Source organism: Paenibacillus sp. 2TAF8 (assembly GCF_052114825.1).
Taxonomy (GTDB): Bacteria; Bacillota; Bacilli; order Paenibacillales; family Paenibacillaceae; genus Paenibacillus.
This window is the reverse complement of the sequence record NZ_JBFRFN010000002.1, coordinates 615270-635176: the sequence shown is the minus strand read 5'-3', so window position 1 is coordinate 635176 and position 19907 is coordinate 615270. Positions and strand designations below refer to the sequence as shown.

Here is a 19907-nt window from a genome sequence, read left to right as displayed (position 1 = left end):
GGAGCACTGTATGATGAAATGGTCAAGTTCTTTACGGATGATGTTATGTTCTGTACTTGCTACAAGTATGATTGCAGTTGGGTTTGGCAGTAGTGGAGGAGAAGTTGCCGAGGCTGCATCCGATCATTATAAATTTGATTTTGGTGCAGGAGCAGTGGAGAATGGATATACCGGAGTGTCTGCCACTACCGTATATACAGCTGCAAGGGGGTATGGTTTTAACACCCCAGTTAACATGAGGAATGTCTCCGCATCGGGCAGCGGTGTGCGAAGTGATGCCGTTCAATTTCTGAAATTTGGTACGAAGAGTGATAACACCTTCAATGTTGATCTGCCGAATGGGTTGTATGAGGTTAAAGTTACTCTGGGCAATACCGCTAGAGCCAGTGTAGCGGCAGAAGGGGTATACCAGATCATGAATATGACGGGCAACGGCGCAACCGATCAATTCCAGATTCCGGTGACCGACGGACAGTTGAATCTGCTGGTGACGGAAGGAAAGGCAGGTACAGCTTTTACGCTGAGTGCCCTTGAAATTCGGAAACTGTCCAACCAGCCTGTCACGAACCGTACGATCTATATTGGTGGAGATTCAACGGTATGCAACTATTATCCGCTCAGTAGCAGCGTGCAGGGAGGCTGGGGCCAACTGCTTCCGTCCTATGTGAACAATACAACCTTCCAGGTTCGCAACATGGCCACAAGCGGGCAGATTGCGAGAGGATTCCGTGATGATGGTCAGATGGAAGCGATTCTGAAGTATATCAAACCGGGTGACTATTTCATCCTACAGCTTGGAATTAACGATACCAACGCCAAAAACAATACAACCGAGGCGCAGTTTAAAGAGATCATGCGCGATATGGTTCGTCAGGCGAAAAACAAAGGAGCAACCGTTATTCTCTCGACACCTCAAGGCCGGGCAACAGATTTTAATTCGGCAAATGTGCATCAGGCCGAGAACCGTTGGTATAACGCGTCTACACGTGCACTCGCACAGGAAGAGGCAGTAACTCTCGTCGATCTGAACAAGCTCAGCTCGGCATACTTCACTTCCATTGGGCCAGCAGCAACGCTTGCTCTGTACATGAATGGAGATAGCCTGCATCCGAACCGGCAAGGAGCAGCACAGCTTGCTCGTATCGTAGCTGCGGATCTAAAACGCCAAGGTTTAAACGGTTTCTAATAAAAATAATGAGTTAATTGATACACTCGATCTGTATCGAAGTATGCACACCAAATTAGGTTATATTAGAAATACCCCAGAGGAGGGCCGCCTATGAGCGATACATCCTTTGGGGTATTTGTTTATCTTATATTCGCCACTATATAAGTTGAATTATTTTTTACACATTAACGGAGAGGACAGAAAAAACCTGAAGAAGCGCAAAGCGTTCGCCTTTATCACCGGATTTTCCCCTTTGGAAAAGGGAATCCAAAAAATCCGGGGATAACAGCGATCGGAAGGTTATTCTGTCATCGGAGTGGTAAGTGTAAACCATTTCATTCAATTTATATAAGCTACTCCATCATGTCCTTCTCTTCGTGATTCATTTTTTTGCCTTTCAGCAACGGTTCCAGTTCGTCCTGTACACTTTGCTCCCATAGAGGCACATCGGTACGGTAGGCGGCACGTCCGTTCAGATGTCCCGCAACAGGAGCGGTGATGAACACAAACAGTATACCCAGTAATAGCCGAGCGCTAATATAGTTGTCGAAATACCAAAAGAAGAAAAAGGCACCGCTTAGCACACAAAACACGCCAAGTGTCATGCTTTTGGTAGCAGCATGGGCTCTTAAATATACATCGGGCAGGCGAAGAAGTCCGAAGGCACTGAGCGCGCTGAGCAGGGCACCAAGCAGCACGAGCAGTCCAATCGCCGTTTCAGCGGTGCCACTAACGATCTCCTTCATTTTTGAACACCGCCCCTCGTTCAATATATCGTGCAAATGCCACCGTGCTCAGAAAAGCAAGGATGCCGATCAACAAAATGATATCCAGATAAGCTTGCGTCTGCAGCATCATGGAGAGTACAGCTACGATGGCGATGACATTGATTCCGATGGTATCAAGTGCAGTAATTCGGTCAGCCATGGAAGGCCCGCGAAGAACGCGGTACAGACAGGCCAGAATTGCCAGGGACAGAATGAGCAGTGAAATAAACAGCAGTGAGGATAACATTAACGTGTCACCTCCATGATTGCTTTTTCAAACGTATTCTGAATATCATTTCGCAGTTTTTCTTCATCCTTGATATCCAGTGCATGAATAAAAAGCTTCCGCTGGTTGCCCGAAATTTCAAGCGGCAGTGAACCCGGCGTTAAGGAGATCATCAGACAGAGCAGGGTAACTTCCCAATCCGAAGATAGCTGTGTGCGATACGTGAAAATCCCAGGACGAATATCAAGTCGTGGTTTAACAATCTCACGAATGACCTCGATGCTCGCTCGAACAAGTTCTTTGAACAATAGCCCAATCAGCTTGAGGATGGCCCAAACCCGAACGATGTAGAAGCGCTGCGGGAAGAAACGCCGCATGCCGCCGATCAAGAGCAGTCCGAGCATATATCCAACGAGAAAACCGACACCATTCCAGGCATTATTCAGAAACATCCAGACAAACGAAATGATAAGATTGAGTACAATTTGAAAGGCCATAGACATCTACTCCTTCAATACGGCATCAATATAAATATGGGGGTGAAGCAGAATATCGCCTGCGCGGGAAGTTAGCTGGAACATGCCTTCAGCACCCAGACCCATGACGATGATGAAAGCAAACAGAATTCCGGCAGGAATCAGTAGTCCGTTCACCGCGTAAGGACGTCTTACCATCCCTGCAGGAGGCTCACCCCAGAACGCCTGAATGAAGATGCGGAGCACCGAATACAGCATGAGCAGACTAGAGAGCACGGCGATCCCGGTCAGACCATATAATCCAGCCTCCAGGCCGCCCTCAAAGAGCATTAGTTTTCCCGGAAATCCACTGAATGGAGGCAGACCTGCAAGCGCGAGCGCACTGATGAAGAACATCCATCCCAGCATGGGATATCGTTGGATCAATCCACCCATGTTATCGAGTCTGGATGTGCCAGCCACGGCAATAAGAGCACCGCCGAGCAGGAAAAGCAGTGTTTTGATCAACATGTCATGTAGCATATAGAATAGCAGCCCTTCCAGAGCAGTACGGCTGGCAGCCGCCATCCCGAAGGCAACAAAGCCTACTCCGGCTACAACGTTATAGATCAGAATTTTATTCACATCACGATACGAGATCGCACCGACAACACCCAGAATCATCGTTGCGCCAGCCATCCAGCCAATCAAGGCATGGAAGAAGTCCGGGTCATGATAGAAAATCAAAGTGAATGTTCGCACAATGGCATACAGACCAACCTTGGTGAGCAAACCTGCGAACAGTGCCGTAACAATAGCAGGTGGTGCTGCATAAGAACCGGATAACCAGAAGAAAAGGAACAATCCGGCCTTAATGCTGAATACGATCAGGAAAAGAACCGCAATCAATGTGACAACGCCGCTCTGTCCAATCTCAGCAATACGAACCGACAAGTCGGCCATATTCAGCGTACCGGTAATGGAATACAGGAAACCGATGGAGGCTACAAATAAGGCGGAGGACACGATATTAATCAGTACATATTTAATCGTCTCACGCAATTGTCGTTCCGTACCTCCGAGTACAATGAGCGCGTAAGAAGAGATCAGCATCAATTCAAAGCTGACAAACAGATTAAACAAGTCACCCGTCAGAAAAGATGCGTTCACGCCTGCGATCAAAAAGTGAAAGAAGGGATAAAAGTGATGCTGCTCCCGTTCTTTGTTGATGCTTCGAAAAGCATAGAGCAGGCAGGCTAGCGCGATAATTGAAGCCGCTACGACGAGCAAGGCTGAAACCATGTCTGCAACAAGCACAATTCCGTAAGGAGCTCTCCAGCCACCCATATTCAGCGTTAAAATGCCAGATTGCACTACACGTGTAATCAGGATCGTAGATGCCGCAGCTGTTGCCAAAAGACCAATAACACTTACAATACGCTGCAAATTTATCTTACGGAAAAACAATAGCGTGATAACACCTGTGATCAGTGGAAGCAAGATCGGCAAAACGACAAGATTATTCATATGGGCGCCTCCTTACATCTTCCATATCGTCCGTTTTGAGCTTGAGATAAGAGCGATAAGAAAGTACAAAGAAGAAGGCAGTCAGTCCAAAATTGATTACTATAGATGTTAGAATCAAGGCTTGGGGAAGCGGATCGACGTATTTCTCAGCCATTTCTCCAAGCAGTGGGGGTGCACCAGTTTTGAGACGCGACATCGTAATTAATAGCAGATGCACACCATGTGTCAGAATCGACATGCCAAGTACGATACGGAGCAGGCTCCGTGACAAGATTAAAAAGACGGCAACCGCAAACAAAATACCTACGGCCACACACATCAATATTTCCATATCAACGATCCTCCCCGATCTGTAAAATGATAGTCATGGTGACGCCAAGCACAGCGAGGTATACGCCTAGATCAAACAGCATGGCTGTAGCCAGCTCCGTTTCACCCAGCAGTGGCAGTTCGAAATATCCGAACGTCTGGCTGAGGAATGGGACACCGAACAGGAATGAACCTGCACCGGTGAGCAAAGCTATACCCAAACCGATGGCAGTCAAGCTCCGAAAATCGATGGGCAGTGCTTTGCGAATCGTATCGGTGCTGAAGGCAAGAGCGATAAGAACCAGGGCTGCTGCTGTGACGAGACCACCGATGAAACCACCACCCGGATTATGATGTCCGGCAAAGAACAGATGCATCGAGAAGGTCAGAATGATAAATACAACCACTTTCGTCGTGGTTTGCAGCAAAACATCATTACTTTGCAAAGGGACTGTATCCCAGGACAAGGTGCTGCGTTCACGATTTCCGTATTTTTTGGTATTGTCCGCTTCATCGTCGAGCTCGGGTTCTTCGTCCTGTTTCTCTTCTTTTTTGCGGAATTTCAGTCTGGCTCCGAGATCCTTCGCTTCGAGGTTCAGATTGATCATGGAGTAGATGGACAGCGATGCCACACCAAGAACCATAATCTCTAGTAATGTATCGTAGCCACGGAAATCCACCAACAGCACGTTCACGACATTTTTACCACCCGCTGAATTGTAAGCTTCCTGAAGAAAGTATGCGGAGATGCTGTCCAAGGATGCTGTACCGCTTGCAGCTAAAGCGACGAATGTCATGACAACCCCGACGGAAATAGCCACAATCATATTCACCGTGAGATAACGGGTGCTTGATTTGCCGCGTTGCAACTCAGGTAGATGATAGAAGCAGAGCAGGAACAGTGCAACAGAGACCGTCTCCACAATCATCTGCGTCAGCGCCAGATCCGGTGCCCGGAACAGGACAAACAGCAAGGTAACCAGATAACCGACAGCTCCAGTCATAATGACCGCAGATAAGCGGTTTTTGGCAAAAGGTATGGAAACGGCAGCTGCAATCAGAGTCACCAGCAATACGACTTCGTAGAATGAGTAAGGTGCATTATCTTGCACATTCCACGTAATATTTTCTCCGGAGCGGAAGAAAGCGTAGACCAACAAGGCAACGGTGAATGAGAAAATATAGACCAGATAATTACGGACGGAGCCATTCATATAGGCTTCTGTCCATTTACGTGCAAAATGCTGTACGTTGTCCAGAACCACATGATACATGTTGTTAATCGTCAGCCCTTGTGGGTAGTGCTCATAAATATTCCTCCATCGTGGCAGCAACTTGTAGAGCATGACCCCGAGAATAACAACACCAATCGTCATGAACAATTCGGGAGTCCAGCCATGCCATAGTGAGAAATGTACATCAAAGCGTTCATTCCCATGGAGTAGGGAAGGGAGAACGGCAGCCATGGCTGGTTCGATTAGTGACCCGGATAGTAGATCCGGAAAGAGTCCAAAACCGATGACCAGCGCACCCAGAACGAGCGGTGGGATGAGCAACCCTACTGGCGCTTCATGTAATTTCTCGGCAGGTAGCTCACTTCGGCTACGACCGAGGAATGTTTTGAACACGAAAATCAGGGCATAAATCAACGTGAAAACGCTGGCAAGCCACGCGATCACTGGCAGCAGAATACTCCAGGAGCCCATTCCAAAGATACGGAGATCTTTAATTTGTACCATCGCTTGAAAGAACAATTCCTTACTTAGGAATCCGTTAAAGGGCGGGATACCTGCCATGGCAAGTGAACCGATTAGCGCCAGGCTGAATGTGATGGGCATAAATGCGGCCAGCCCGCCCAGCTTGCGAATATCCCGTGTACCTGTCTCGTGATCGACAATGCCGGCTACCATAAATAGTGCGGCTTTGAACGTACCGTGGTTGAATAGATGGAGCAGTGCAGCGGTAATGGCTACGGTGTACATAGAAGAAGATTCGCCATATCCGAAATAGAGAGCAGCAGATCCAATCCCGAAGAGGGACATAATCAGACCGAGTTGTGAGATTGTCGAATAGGCGAGAATGGCTTTGAGATCATTTTTCTTAACGGCTAGAAATGATCCGTAACCCAAAGTGAGTAATCCTACACCTGTTACAAGCCAGAACCAGAGTCCCTGTCCACCGAAAATTGGTGTGAAACGGGCAACAACATACAATCCGGCTTTGACCATGGTGGCGGAGTGCAGATACGCACTCACTGGTGTTGGAGCTTCCATAGCATCAGGTAGCCAGATGTGGAACGGGAATTGTGCCGATTTCGTGAACGCTCCAATCAGGATCAGAACCAGAGCCGGCAGAAACAATGGACTATCCTGAATATGGCCCCAATTGGAAATGGTTGTGCGGATGCTGAACGTGCCTGTCATCAGGTACATGAGCATGAATCCGGCAAGCATGGCGAATCCGCCAAAAACCGTAATCAGGAACGATTTTTGTGCGCCAGATGTCGAAGCTTTGCGTTTGTAATGGAAGGCGATCAACAGGAATGATGTAATGCTGGTCAGTTCCCAGAATGCATACAGGACGATCATGTTGTCTGACAATACAACACCAAGCATGGCTCCCATAAACATTAACAGATAGAGATAGAAACGGTTTAACGCCTCTGTTTTGCTCATATAAAAAATCGAGTAGAAGACAACAAGTACACCAATTCCGCTAATCAACAGCGTTAACAGTAAACTGAGTCCGTCCAAATATAGATTAAATCCGATATCGAGGGACGGAATCCAGGGAATATGACCGGATACCGGTTGACGCTGGGACACAGCAGAGATCTTGCTTGCAAAATAAACGAATAACGATGTCGGTACAAGCAGTACCGCCCATCCTAAGTGAATTTTACGAAAGAATCTGTGTAACAAGGCAAGAAGGATACCAGCTGCAAAAGGCAAAATAACAGCAACGTGAAGCAGGCTCAAATAATTACACCCCCAATGTTTATTTTCTAGTCATTCTCTATATGGGACATACAGGCGCAATCCTCTAAGGATTTGCTTGCTCTCTCTATTACATAACCCAAGTTTGTATATACAGAATCGTGACTATTCTTTGAATAGAAGAAACTCGGTTGGATTTTGGGTAAATTTTGTATGGATGCATATATTAATAATGCAAACTAAAATACCGATATAATTCAAAATAAGTGAGAGCTATTTCTTATCATGTTTGCAGCGCGAGCTGTAGATGGTTGAGATTGTAAGAGCGGTTCACCGTATGTGCAGGAGGAATTATGTCATTTAAACTTAGAACGGTGCTTACCGTCATTTTCGCTGTGTTATCTCTGTTTGTTATTTTAACCATTGGATATGTTTTCAGCCAAAAATCATTTGATGCAGTGGAAACCGAAATTGGTCACTCCCTTGAAGGCACGGCTATACAGACAGTAGACAAGCTGGATCGTTTCATGTACTCGCGTTCTGGTGAAATGAATCTTCTGGGCAACATGGCATCTATGAATGATGAATTTAATTACACGGATATCCAAATGCTGTTGGATCAGCTTCAAAATAGCTTTCCCTCTTTTTCCTGGGTTGGATTCATGGATCCAAAGGGAAAAGTACTAGCTGCGACAGACGGAATTCTTCTAGGCGAAGATTTATCGGAGCGGCCTGTGTATAAGGAAGGGATCAAGGGTAAATTTATTGGAGATGTACATAATGCGGTGTTGCTGGCCAAACTTTTGCCAAATCCATCGGAAGAGCCATTGCAATTTGTAGATATCAGCTTCCCGCTTAAGGATAGTCAAGGGCAGATTCGTGGTGTATTAGCAGCACATCTCAGTTGGGCGTGGGCCAAAGAAGTCGAGGCTTCCGTACTCATTCCGTTACAACGTGAGGAGAAGGATATTGAATTCTTTATTGTCAGCAAAAAAGAGCACACCGTGCTTCTCGGCCCCAAAGAGTGGGTAGGCAAATCACTTGCCCTAGAGGGAATTGGAGATCATCGAAACAGTAAAAGCAGTTGGTCCACTGAAAAGTGGCCGGATGGCAAGGAATATGTTACCGGTTTAGCGTATAGTCAGGGATATAAAGATTACCCGGGACTGGGTTGGACTATTATCATTCGTCAGGGTAAATCGGCAGCTTTTTCATCTGTTGTTGATCTGATGTGGTTTAACATCTTTGCTGGCATCGTGGTAATGCTTTTGTTTGCACCGATTGGCTGGTTTCTCTCCAGACTCATCTCAGCTCCTCTGGTTCGATTAACCCGTGTTGCAGATCGTCTCAGCGCAGGGGAGAATATTGACATTCCGGAGACCAAAGGACTGAAGGAGATTGAAGCACTGTCACGTTCACTGCGAAACATGGTATCTTCAATCATGAATAAAGACTCTGAACTAGTTGTGATGCAGAATCTTGCACATTATGATCAACTGACCGGTTTGAAGAATCGTACAGCTCTTGAGACGTATCTTGAGGAATCTCTGCAGACAGAGAGCGAGGATCATACGTTGACTTTCCTCTACCTTGATCTGGACGGATTTAAAAGTGTGAACGATTTACTGGGACATCAGACGGGTGACGTTTTGTTGCAAAAAGTTGCTCAGCGACTTACAGCACTAAGTCATGAGGACGGTATAACGGTACGTCTTGGCGGTGACGAATTCCTGATTGTACTTCGCTCAATCGGAGATGATCCGAGGCAGGAAGCGATCCAGTATGCGCAAGATATCATTCGAAGTTTGAACAAACCATTCATTATTGAGTATGAGCGTGTTCATATTGGCTGCAGTATTGGCGGAGCGGAGTACCCGACAAATAGCAACAATCCAAGTGATATTATTCGGATGGCAGACGAGGCACTATATAGATCTAAACGTGCGGGCAAGAACAGAGTCACATTTTATTCCGAGTTGGAAAACGAGGGTTAGCATATAATAGTCATAGGTAGTTTGGAGGCATGTAGCATTCAGGTGTGCATGGATAATGATGTAATTGAGAAGGGAGGTGGGGCGCTTGTCTGGAAAATATGCAAACGTACCCTTTGGCTATGAGCCTGCCCAGCCTAGTCGCAAGGGTTCACTGATCTTCTACGATTCGTTCGAAAACGTAACGGACGAACAGCTTGAGCGTGCAGCGGCAATTATGAACGCAAGAGCTTTCAAGCAGCTAGTGCTCTACCCATTACATGAAAGCACAGTAAAACGAATGAGCCGAGATTCGGTACAATCCTTTTACAAGAGAGAGGATCGTCTTCATGAATGGAGGCGCGATCACCCGTCTGCACCAATCCGGGTAGAGGGATTAGAAGGGAAACGAAAAAAGTATACGCCAATCGACACAGCGCTGCGACATATTCAAGCCGAATACCCGTCACCTCTTTTTCTGTATATGACCTTAGAAATGGCTAATCAATGGGCATCCTTCGACTCCTTTACGGATTGGATCAAGGAACTTCGTCTCATTATTGACGGTCAGCCTGAACAAGTCCACCCAAGGCTGGAGCAATATCGCCATCGCTGGGAATGGGCAGAAGAATAAAGAAACAGGGACGGCGAAAAACAGGCAGATTCGGATGAAAACAAAAAAAGTTGTGTGGTGATCCGGTTATCCGGGTGTGTGCCACACAACTTTTTTAATTACTGGCTCCTCCTCATCATGCTGAAACGAGTGATGTTACGGTTTTATTTTTACCTGAACGTTTGGCAGCATACAGGCAAGCATCCACTTCTTCAAACAACTTATCTTTACTCAAATCAAGGTTGTATCCTTTGAGGCCGATGCTTACGGTAATGGAAGCGCCCCCAAGTTCCAGATGGCCCATTAATGAAATTTTTTGCCGGATATGTTCAACCAGATCATAAGCTTGTTCAAAGGATTGTTCAAACATTAACAAAGCAAATTCCTCGCCGCCATACCGTGCAGCAATGTCACTAGCTGTGATGCTCTCCTGAATGATCAAGGACACCTTTTCCAAAATGATGTCGCCCACACGGTGACCATACGTATCATTGATTACTTTAAAATCATCGATATCAATCAGCGCCAAATGCAGACTCATTCCGAGATTGGCGTACTCAAATGCCTTTTCATAATAATCCTTGAACGAGCTCTGATTGTAAAGATTCGTTAACCCGTCTGTTTTGGACTGTTTGGCAATGATGGCATTTCTGACGATAAGGTCTTCTTTGGCATTCATGCTTGTCTGCAAATCGTCAAGCACCTCGATGCCGGTAGTCACAATGATTTGGGCTACATAGGTGGCGAGAATCAGGAATGCCGGGATGGAAACCATGTCAAAAGAACTCAGATATGCGCGGTACGCCGGATCAACCAGAAGCAGGCCGTACCCTGCCAATTGCAATGAAAAAATGAACCAGACGCGCTTGCTGTCAAAAAACAACACAGAGGCAAAAATCGGTAATAGGCATATGGCCGGCATGATCCGAATGTCGTAATTGACATGAATAATGGTCCAGGCGATCACTGTACTGGTTACGGACATCGTGTAGAACGAACAGGAAGGAAATTTTCGATCCATATAACTGGTGAGTAAAATACAAAAAATAGCTAGAGTTGTGGGCCAAAATAGGACGTTTACTATGAAATCCTGGAGAGTGCGATCATATTTCAGAAAAAGATAAGAACCAATCTGAATGAAGAAATGTACAATAACAACGACCCAGTAAGCATGAAGCATTTTACGTAACCATTTGGAATGCTTGATCTCATACTCTCTTGGGATAGGGCTGTTATGTTCTGCTGAACTGTTCATAAATCACCGCTGACTGCATCAAAATGATACGACAGATTGCTCTCGTATAAGTAGATTATAAGATACAATCGGCAAAACGCAAGCGATAAAATTTTAAACATGATAATAAACCTTACATAAAAATCCAAAGATTATCCAAACTTTCGGAAGTGGACATACAAATTCCCTGACTTTGCATCATAGACTGATAACAGGCTCTGTTGCAGAATTCCCATTTTACGCTGAAGGGGAGGTGAAATCCATTCCTCTTGTCGTTCGTTCAACTGTCAACGCTACAGGTGCAATTACGTTCACGGGCAATACACTTGGACTAAGCCGTTCTGACACGGCAGGAGTGCCAGGGACGCAAGACAGTATCGGAGGATTTACGACGATTAATACGGCTTCCACTTATGGAACGTACCCGGCAGGTACAACCAGTCTGTACCAAAGCAACAGTTCAGCAGCGATTCTGGTTCTGCCTGCGGGAAGTACTGTTCTTTATGCGGAGTTGATCTGGGGCGGAAGTTATATTAACGGGACGGTTAACCTCAGTGCAGCAATCAATAACCCGGTTACGTTTACCACCCCTGCGGGCACATCCAGTGTTACGCCTGACCCGGCCACATATAATCAGTTTGACCTTGGCAACAACGCAGCGGGGTATGTTCGATCGGCTAACGTTACCACTCTTGTACAAAATGGGGGAGCAGGTACATATGTCACCGGGGGAGTCGTAGGAACGATTGTAATCACCAATGATGCTACAGCGAATCATGCAGGCTAGACGCTGGGCGTCATCTATCAAAATGGAAATCTGCCTTTTCGTAACATGTCTTTACGTGCGGGAGGAGTACTGGTTCAAGCGAGTTCGGCACCGGTTGTTACGACGCTTACTGGTTTTGCAACCCCCATTTCAGGAGCTTTGGGGGGCAGAGCGCTGTTCAGTGCGCAGGAGGGGGATGCGAACCGCACAGGAGATCAGGCGTTATTTGGGGCTACCTCCGCAACTTCAGTCGCACTCTCTGGGCCAAATAATCTAGCGGCCAATTTTTTTGCGTCTCAAATTAATGGGGATACGGGAGCCCTGAATACGACAGGCACCTTTGGAACTCGCAACCAGATTAATGGAGCACCCGGGACCAATATTGTCGGAGGACGTCAGGGCTGGGATATTACCAATGTGGATGTGTCCGCAAGGCTGATTAACAATCAGTCTTCAGCCGTCTTAACACTTACCACCTCTGGTGATGCGTACATCGTTAATGGTAACGCCATACAAGTCGATATTAACGCACCACGAATTACTGTGGCGAAGTCATTTACAGCAACGGGAGCCGTAGCAGGAGATACTGTCACATATACAGCCACCATTACGAATGGTGGCTCGGCTAGTGCAGCCAGTGTGGTTCTGTCGGATACGCTGCCTGCAGGTTTAACATTTGTACCTGGAAGCATTACGGTAGGTGGTGTGTCAAGGCCGACACTCGATGTGACATCAGGTATACCTTTGGGCTCTTTGGCGCTCAATAGCAGTGTTGTCGTCACTTACCGAGCTCAGATTACAAACGATACAAGCACTTTGCAACTCGTCAATTCCGCGAATGCCGCATTTACTTTTCAGAGTGTTGCTGGTGGTCCGGTGATTAGCGGGGTTATTCCTTCTAATAATTCAACGCTTCCTGTCTATTCACCGAACCTCTCTATCGTAAAATCAGCGAATACCACGAATGCAACGGTAGGAGATCAGGTGACCTATACGCTTCAGGTAACGAATGGAGGAAATGTAGGAGCAAATGTGACGATTGCTGACAATATTCCAGCTGGCAGTTCCTATGTGGCTGGTAGTTTCCGTGTTAATGGAACGGTGGTGGCAGGAGCCAATCCTGCTACGGGTGTGAATTTGGGTACACTGGCAGCAGGGAGCGTGACAACCATTACGTTTCAAGTACTGGTGACCAACCTGCCAACACCGCCAACATTGGTTGATCAGGCGACTGCTTCGTATTCGTTTAACTCACCAGACGGAAGAACCATCACGGGATCAGCGGCATCAAACACACTAACCATTCCGGTAACCTTGCCGAATGTCACCGTTCTCAAAACAGCAACGGTTACGGATGTTGCTGTCGGAGAGACCTTCACGTATTCAGTGGTCACGACCAACGGGGGCATACAGCCGATCACGAATGCAATATTGTCAGATAATCTTCCAACAGGGCTGAGCTTTGTCCCTGGAAGTGTCACTGTTCGAGGTACAAGTGTGCCGTCAGCTAACCCCGCCAGCGGAATCGCTTTGGGAACATTAAATGCAGCGACCTCCGCAACGGTGACTTTTCAAGTAAGTGTGCAGTCCGTACCAACAGGAGGATCACTTCTTAACCGGGCCTCTGTGTCTTACAGTTCAGGAGCATTTACAGGCATATCCAATTCCAACTCAATAACCACACCTGTATATCAGCCTGTGATTAACATTGTGAAATCGGCAAGCCAGACCAATGCAACACAGGGAGATCAGCTTGCTTATACACTCGTTGTCAGCAATTCAGGAAATATTGCGGCTCAAGTCAATGTGACAGATACGATTCCGGCGGGCCTTACATTTGTGCCGGATTCAGTCACGGTTAACGGCACAGCCAGACCAGGCACAAGTCCACTGACGGGCATTGCACTGGGAAGCATTTTGCCTGGAGGAAGCGCAACCGTGATATTCCGAGCCACATTAACTACTATTCCTTCTCCACCTGTATTAGAAAATCAGGGGTCTGCTACTTACACATATCAGCTACCGAGTGGTCGAAATCTGTCTGGCAGTTCCAGTTCCAATATTGTCCGCATCCCTGCTTCCGCGCCTAATATTACCTTGTCGAAAACAGTAAACAGTACAGATGGCACAGTTGGAGATGCTCTCACATACAGGGTTGTCATCACAAACGCTGGTGGGGGTGCTGTACAAAATCTGGTGCTCTCCGACACGCCTTCATCCGGCTCCGAGTTCATAGCCGGTACGGTTACAGTGAATGGAGTGGTGCAAACTAGTGCCAGTCCTGTTGCAGGTATCGCCCTGGGGACTTTGAGTAATTCCGCTAGTATCACAGTGACGTATCAGACTAGAATTACTGCTGTTCCCTCATCAGGTGTAGTGAGCAACAGGGCAAGTGCCGCCTTTACTTCAGGTAGCTTCAATGGTGTGTCTTCATCAGTAACGGTGAATACCCCCGTCTATCAACCGGTCATTCAAGTGCTGAAGTCAGCAAGTACGTCAAGTCTGACGGTGGGAGACACATTCAACTACAATGTTCAAATTACCAATACCGGCAATATTCCTGCAGTCGTTACCCTGACTGATCCGGTTCCTGCTGGAGCCATATTTGTGACAAACAGTGTTTTGATTAATGGAAACCCGGCTCCAGGTGTGAGTCCAAATACGGGAATCAGTCTGGGAACACTGGCTGCCGGAGCGTCCGTGACGCTGTCTTTTCTGTCAACCGTCACAAGTCTGCCTGATCCAAGACAGTTAATTAACCAGGCAGTTGCCTCATACAACTATACACTGCCGAGCGGAAGAGTTATTGCGGGCTTTGTTCCATCCAATACGGTTACGATCCCGGTGTCCTTGCCGAACGTCAGCATTGTTAAAACGGATAACGCTGATTATGCGGTGTCTGGAGATGTGATCCGTTATACTTCTGTGATTCGAAATAATGGAACCACCGCTGTGAACAACGTCATTTTTGTCGATCCGCTGCCTACGAACACCCCATTTATACCCGGAAGTGTCCTGGTGAACGGCATTGCTTCACCGCTCTCCAATCCGACCGCCGGCATCCCAATCGGTACTTTGGCCCCGGGAGCTGAAGTTACCGTAACTTTTGAGGTGAAGATAACTATGCCGATCCCTTCCCAGATTAACAATCAGTCGACGGTCAGCTTTACTTCCGGCTCCTTCTCGGGTTCATCATCGTCCAATACAACACAGACCCCTGTCATACAGCCGCAAATTGCACTTGTCAAAACGGCAAACACCATCAATGCAACCGTGGGAGATACCGTTGTTTATACCATAACGGTGAGCAATACCGGAAATCTGCAAGCCAATGTTACTGTAACGGATACGATCCCGGCAGCGACAAGCATTGTACCTAACAGTGTAGTTGTCTCGGGTGTACCACAGCCGGGAGTTACGCCAGGCGCTGGCATTCCGGTAGGCATTGTAGCAGCAGGGGCAACAGCCATTGTAACGTTCGCGGTCGTGGTGGATTCTTTGCCATCTCCGCAGCAACTTAGCAATTTTGCTTCATCGACGTTTACATTCACACCGCCTGATGGGCGAACGTTAACGGGAACAGCAACGTCCAACACACTTACCTTTCCGGTTTCATCGCCTAACGTTAGTGTAGTGAAAAGCACAGTATCTACAGCTGCAACGGTGGGTGACACCATTGTTTATTCGGTATTGGTGACCAACAGCGGTATTGCACCTGTGAACGGTGTGCAGTTCTCAGACCCGATTCCGTCTGGGGCTTCATTTGTTCCAGGTACTGTAACGGTAAATGGTGTGGCACAACCCGCAGCCAGTCCTTCAGGAGGAATACCGCTAGGTACCCTTGCACCAGGCGGAACGGCAACCGTTACGTTTAGCGTCATTGTTAACGGAATTCCTACGAACAATCAGTTGAGTAATCGGTCGACGGTTACTTTCACTTCCGGAACCTTTTCGGGTACAACGTTCTCGAATACCGTATTAACCCCGGTATTTCAGCCCGTATTAGTAGCACAGAAAACAGCCAGTACCCAGAATGCCACCGTAGGCGACACGGTCAGTTATACGATTAGTGTGAATAATCAGGGTAATTTCGGAGCGCAGATTAACCTGACCGATAATTTGCCGGCAGGTACAGTGCTTGTGCCAAACAGTGTTATCGTCAATGGCCAGCCGCTGCCAGCAGCCAGTCCGGCAACGGGTATTCCTGCCGGTATGGTGGCGGCCGGAGCGACAACAACCATTACTTTTTCCGTTGTCATAGATACACTGCCAAGCCCGCAACAACTTGTGAACCAGGCCTCCGTTGCGTTATCTTTCACACTGCCGGACGGAAGAAGTATCAGCAGATCCGTACTCTCTAACGTACTGACCATCCCGGTGTCTGCACCTGACGTAGATGTTGTTAAATCTACCACATCCACAGCCGCTTCTGTGGGTGATATCGTAACCTACAGCATCGATGTAACCAACAATGGAATTGCCAATGTCAGCAATGTTATATTTACCGATGCTCTGCCGGCAAGTACAGTACTCGCACCAAGCGGAGTCTTTGTGGATGGCGTGCTGCGTCCCAATGCAAATCCTTCAACAGGCATCACCTTGGGTTCCATTGCACCTGGAGTCACCGTAACCGTTGTATTTAGTGTACGAGTGACAAGTCTGCCCGCAACGGCTGTATTGAACAATCAATCAACGGTAAGTTTTACTTCAGGAGCATTCTCAGCGACGACGTTTTCCAACACGGTCTCGACCCCGGTATACCAGCCTATTCTGGCTGCAGTCAAAACGGGGGATCAAGCCATCGCCACGGTGGGGGATACGGTAATCTATAGCATTGCTGTCACAAATACCGGAAACTATGGTGCATCGGTGACACTGACCGATACCATTCCTGCCGGAACGGAGTTTGTGCCAAACAGTGTCGTGATTAATGGCGCTTCGGCACCCGGCGTTGACCCCGCTTCGGGAATTTCTCTTGGTGTGGTATCCACCACGACCATCGTCACTTTTTCAATCGTCATCACAACGCTACCGGTGAGCCAATCGATTACAAATCAGGCGTCAGCAACCTACACGTACACGCTACCGGATGGAAGAACACTTGGGGGAAGCATTGCTTCGAATGCTCTGATTATTCAAGTCTCGGCACCGAATGTGACTGTTGTGAAAACAACAACATCTACAGATGCCGTCGTAGGCGACACCATTGTTTATGAGATGGTTGTGACCAACAGTGGTATAGACCCGGTCAACAATATCGTTCTGACAGACCCGATCGATCCGGCGACCACTTTTGTTACGGGAAGTGTGCTGGTTAACGGCACACCTCGTGCTTCGGCGAACCCGGCACTGGGCATTGCGCTCGGAACACTGGCTCCCGGGGAGTCGATTGCGGTATCCTACGCTGTCCGTGTCAACTCCCTTCCAACACCGCCGCAAGTCAGCAGTCAATCTTCTGTAAGCTTTACATCGGGTGTGTTCTCAGGAGCGGCGTATTCCAATACGATTGTTACTCCAATCTATCAGCCCATTATTGCCGTTTCCAAAACAGCAAGCAGATCGAACGCTACGGTTGGTGACGACATCGTGTATTCATTTACAATTAACAACAGCGGTAACCTTGTTGCGACGCTTACATTAACAGATAACATTCCAACCGGTGCGGTGCTTCTCCCGAACAGTGTTCTGATCGATGGTGTGCCGCAACCAGGTGCGAATCCTGAAACAGGTATCGTCGTAGGTAACATTCCTCCTGGTGGCTCTGTGAATGTAACGGTCACCTTGGGCGTTACAGTCGATTCGTTGCCTCAAAATCAGCAACTGCGCAACCAAGCTGTCGCGAACTATACATTCAGTCCACCAGACGGGCGTGTATTGACGGGAACGGTATCGTCCAATGTACTCATTATTCCGGTATCAGCTCCGAATGTTGTTGTTGCCAAAAGCACCAGTGCTATTGATGCTGTTGTCGGTGATGTAATCACGTATACGGTGGTAGTCACCAATAGCGGAATAGAAACAGTGAACAATGTTGTCATGGTTGACCCTGTACCCGCCGGGACTGTCTTTGTGCCGGGAAGTGTGGTGGTGAATGGGGTGGCGAGACCAACAGGTAATCCGAATACAGGTATCACACTGGGTTCCATTGCTGCCGGAGCTTCTACTACAGTTACATTTAATGTAGAGGTTGTGGTGATATGAGCGAGATTCCAGGTACGTTGTCCCACTGGTTAAAGAATCAGTCCCTGGTTCGATTCAGCTCGGGTACGACTGAACTGGAACAGGTGGCTTATTCCAACACGGTAGTTACCCCCTGGATTGGCCCCCGAATCAAAGTAAGCAAAAGTTGCAATGTAACAACAGCTGTTCTGGGTCAGTCGCTAACTTATCAGATTGAAATCATTAATTCGGGAAACCGCACGGCAATTGTCCGTGTGGTGGACCCGCTTTCTCCCGAGACTTCACTTCTGCCCAACAGTGTGCTGCGGGATGGCATCCCATTGCCTGGGGTTTCTCTTACGCAAGGACTGCCTCCCGCGGAGATTGCACCGGGTGCAGTACTGAATTATCACTTTCAGGTAGTCATTGTGCGAGTGCCCCCGGCTCTCCAGTTGCTGAATCAGGCAGAAGTGAACTACGAGTTTGTTACTACAGAAAACAGAACGGTTAACGGGACGGAGAAGTCCAACATTGTTGAAGTTCGTATCGAAACATCGCGTCTCGAAGTAAGTTTGCAAGTGGATCGAAGCCACACGTTTGCTGGAGATATCTTGATGTACACGGTTCTAGTGAGCAATCCGGGGTTTGCCGCGGCGACAGATGCCGTATTAACAGTGAGGTTGCCGCAAGGTGCCATCTTCATCCCTGCTAGTGTGACGATTAATGAGATGTTTGCACCACAAGTCACACCGGATGCTGGAATTGATCTTGGAGAGATTGGGCCAGAAAGTGTGGTTCGAGTGCAGTATCGAGTACAGGTAACCCAGGTGACAGATTCGCAAGATCCTGATCGATTATCAAGTGAAGCTGTCTTGAAATACTTGACTGCAGGAAAACAAGAAGTTGTTTATTCCAATATGGTCACACTGATCATTATTGAACCTCAAATCTCTATTGTCAAAACGGTCTCTCCTCCAATAACAATACCAGGAGATACGGCGCGATATCATATCACGCTGTCTAATAAAAGCAATTATGCAGTGGATGCCAGACTACAGGATGTTTTGCCTGCAACGCTAGTCTTTGTTGAAGGTAGTCTCAGCTGGAACGGAGTCAAACGTCCAGGTACGAACCCCAATAAAGGGATAAACCTGGGCACATTAACTGCCCACTCCGAGCTACATATTCAATTTGAGGCTCAAGTGCAAAGCGAAGTAGGCGCATCAGGGGCAGTGATTTCCACACAGCATAGTTATGTGAATCGCGCCGTATTGCTGTACACATTCCGCTTGCCGGACTCTCGTACAGTTCAACGAAGACTCATCTCAAATGAAGCTGTTCTGGAGGTCAGATTACCTGTCATTCAGGTTCACGTGGAGGTCTTTCCCGCTATTGTAGAGCAGGGAGGAACAGTCACTTTTAAAGTAACTGTCAGTAACACGGGTTCGTTGCCTGCACGCGTACAGTTGGGCAATATCCTGCCTCAGGGCGCTAAATGGGTGGGTCAGGAAGATGGTCAGATGCAGTTAAATATCCCGGAATATTCGACGCCAAGGTATCTTCACATTGGTGAGCTCGGCGCTCAATCGGATAAAGAATTTGCTTACCTTGTGCAATTGGCTCCTGAACAAACTGGTATTCTGCAAGGGACCTTGACGGCCCTCTACACGTACGAGTGGAACGGACAACGGCGCTCAGGAGAGTCTAGATCAAACGAGTACACCATACTGGTCGAAGCTCAAGATGAGTAAGAGATAGTGGGTGCTGAACACAAGTA

The 19907-nt window shown here is 47.6% G+C and carries 13 protein-coding genes; 6 read left to right on the top strand and 7 right to left on the bottom strand.

Features of this window, described 5'->3' with window-relative positions:
• The first annotated feature begins 67 nt into the window (after positions 1-67).
• A complete protein-coding gene (locus AB4Z30_RS04755; protein WP_441924211.1) occupies positions 68-1186 on the top strand; it encodes a rhamnogalacturonan acetylesterase in 1119 nt (372 codons plus the stop codon).
• Between the two features lie 335 nt (positions 1187-1521).
• On the opposite strand, the gene mnhG is transcribed toward AB4Z30_RS04755, so the two are convergent.
• The 6 genes from mnhG to AB4Z30_RS04725 are packed head-to-tail and all read right to left on the bottom strand — an operon-like array spanning position 1522 to position 7430.
• Complete coding sequence (gene mnhG, locus AB4Z30_RS04750; RefSeq protein WP_434751443.1) at positions 1522-1914, bottom strand: monovalent cation/H(+) antiporter subunit G; 393 nt, start codon at positions 1912-1914, stop codon at positions 1522-1524.
• Complete coding sequence (locus AB4Z30_RS04745; RefSeq protein WP_110896037.1) at positions 1898-2182, bottom strand: Na(+)/H(+) antiporter subunit F1; 285 nt, start codon at positions 2180-2182, stop codon at positions 1898-1900. Before AB4Z30_RS04745 ends, mnhG begins: the two co-directional genes overlap by 17 nt.
• A complete protein-coding gene (locus tag AB4Z30_RS04740) occupies positions 2182-2658 on the bottom strand; it encodes a Na+/H+ antiporter subunit E (RefSeq protein WP_441923772.1) in 477 nt (158 codons plus the stop codon). Before AB4Z30_RS04740 ends, AB4Z30_RS04745 begins: the two co-directional genes overlap by 1 nt.
• Positions 2659-2664: 6 nt before the next feature.
• The gene (locus AB4Z30_RS04735; RefSeq protein WP_441923770.1) at positions 2665-4143 is read right to left on the bottom strand and encodes a Na+/H+ antiporter subunit D; all 1479 of its coding nucleotides are present in this window, start codon (positions 4141-4143) and stop codon (positions 2665-2667) included.
• A complete protein-coding gene (locus AB4Z30_RS04730) occupies positions 4136-4474 on the bottom strand; it encodes a Na(+)/H(+) antiporter subunit C (RefSeq protein WP_441923768.1) in 339 nt (112 codons plus the stop codon). Before AB4Z30_RS04730 ends, AB4Z30_RS04735 begins: the two co-directional genes overlap by 8 nt.
• A 1-nt stretch (position 4475) precedes the next feature.
• Complete coding sequence (locus AB4Z30_RS04725; RefSeq protein WP_441923766.1) at positions 4476-7430, bottom strand: Na+/H+ antiporter subunit A; 2955 nt, start codon at positions 7428-7430, stop codon at positions 4476-4478.
• 311 nt (positions 7431-7741) lie between these two features.
• Here AB4Z30_RS04725 and AB4Z30_RS04720 point away from each other — a divergent pair, with 311 nt between their 5' ends.
• Both AB4Z30_RS04720 and AB4Z30_RS04715 read left to right on the top strand, forming a co-directional pair.
• Positions 7742-9382 (top strand): diguanylate cyclase domain-containing protein, encoded by a 1641-nt coding sequence (locus AB4Z30_RS04720; RefSeq protein ID WP_441923764.1) that lies wholly within the window; start codon positions 7742-7744, stop codon positions 9380-9382.
• Between the two features lie 85 nt (positions 9383-9467).
• Positions 9468-9992, top strand: coding sequence for a hypothetical protein (locus tag AB4Z30_RS04715; protein WP_145330260.1), 525 nt, complete (start codon positions 9468-9470; stop codon positions 9990-9992).
• Between the two features lie 115 nt (positions 9993-10107).
• Here the strand turns inward: AB4Z30_RS04715 and AB4Z30_RS04710 are convergent, their stop codons facing one another.
• Complete coding sequence (locus AB4Z30_RS04710; RefSeq protein ID WP_441923761.1) at positions 10108-11226, bottom strand: GGDEF domain-containing protein; 1119 nt, start codon at positions 11224-11226, stop codon at positions 10108-10110.
• A 232-nt stretch (positions 11227-11458) separates the two neighbouring features.
• On the opposite strand from AB4Z30_RS04710, the gene AB4Z30_RS04705 reads away from it, so the two are divergent.
• The 3 genes from AB4Z30_RS04705 to AB4Z30_RS04695 are packed head-to-tail and all read left to right on the top strand — an operon-like array spanning position 11459 to position 19881.
• Positions 11459-11992 (top strand): hypothetical protein, encoded by a 534-nt coding sequence (locus tag AB4Z30_RS04705; RefSeq protein ID WP_441923759.1) that lies wholly within the window; start codon positions 11459-11461, stop codon positions 11990-11992.
• 45 nt (positions 11993-12037) lie between these two features.
• On the top strand, positions 12038-18172 hold the full coding sequence (locus AB4Z30_RS04700; RefSeq protein ID WP_441923757.1) for a DUF7507 domain-containing protein: 6135 nt from the start codon (positions 12038-12040) through the stop codon (positions 18170-18172).
• The gene (locus tag AB4Z30_RS04695) at positions 18169-19881 is read left to right on the top strand and encodes a DUF11 domain-containing protein (RefSeq protein WP_441923755.1); all 1713 of its coding nucleotides are present in this window, start codon (positions 18169-18171) and stop codon (positions 19879-19881) included. The genes AB4Z30_RS04700 and AB4Z30_RS04695 overlap by 4 nt, the downstream gene beginning before the upstream one ends.
• Positions 19882-19907: the final 26 nt, after the last annotated feature.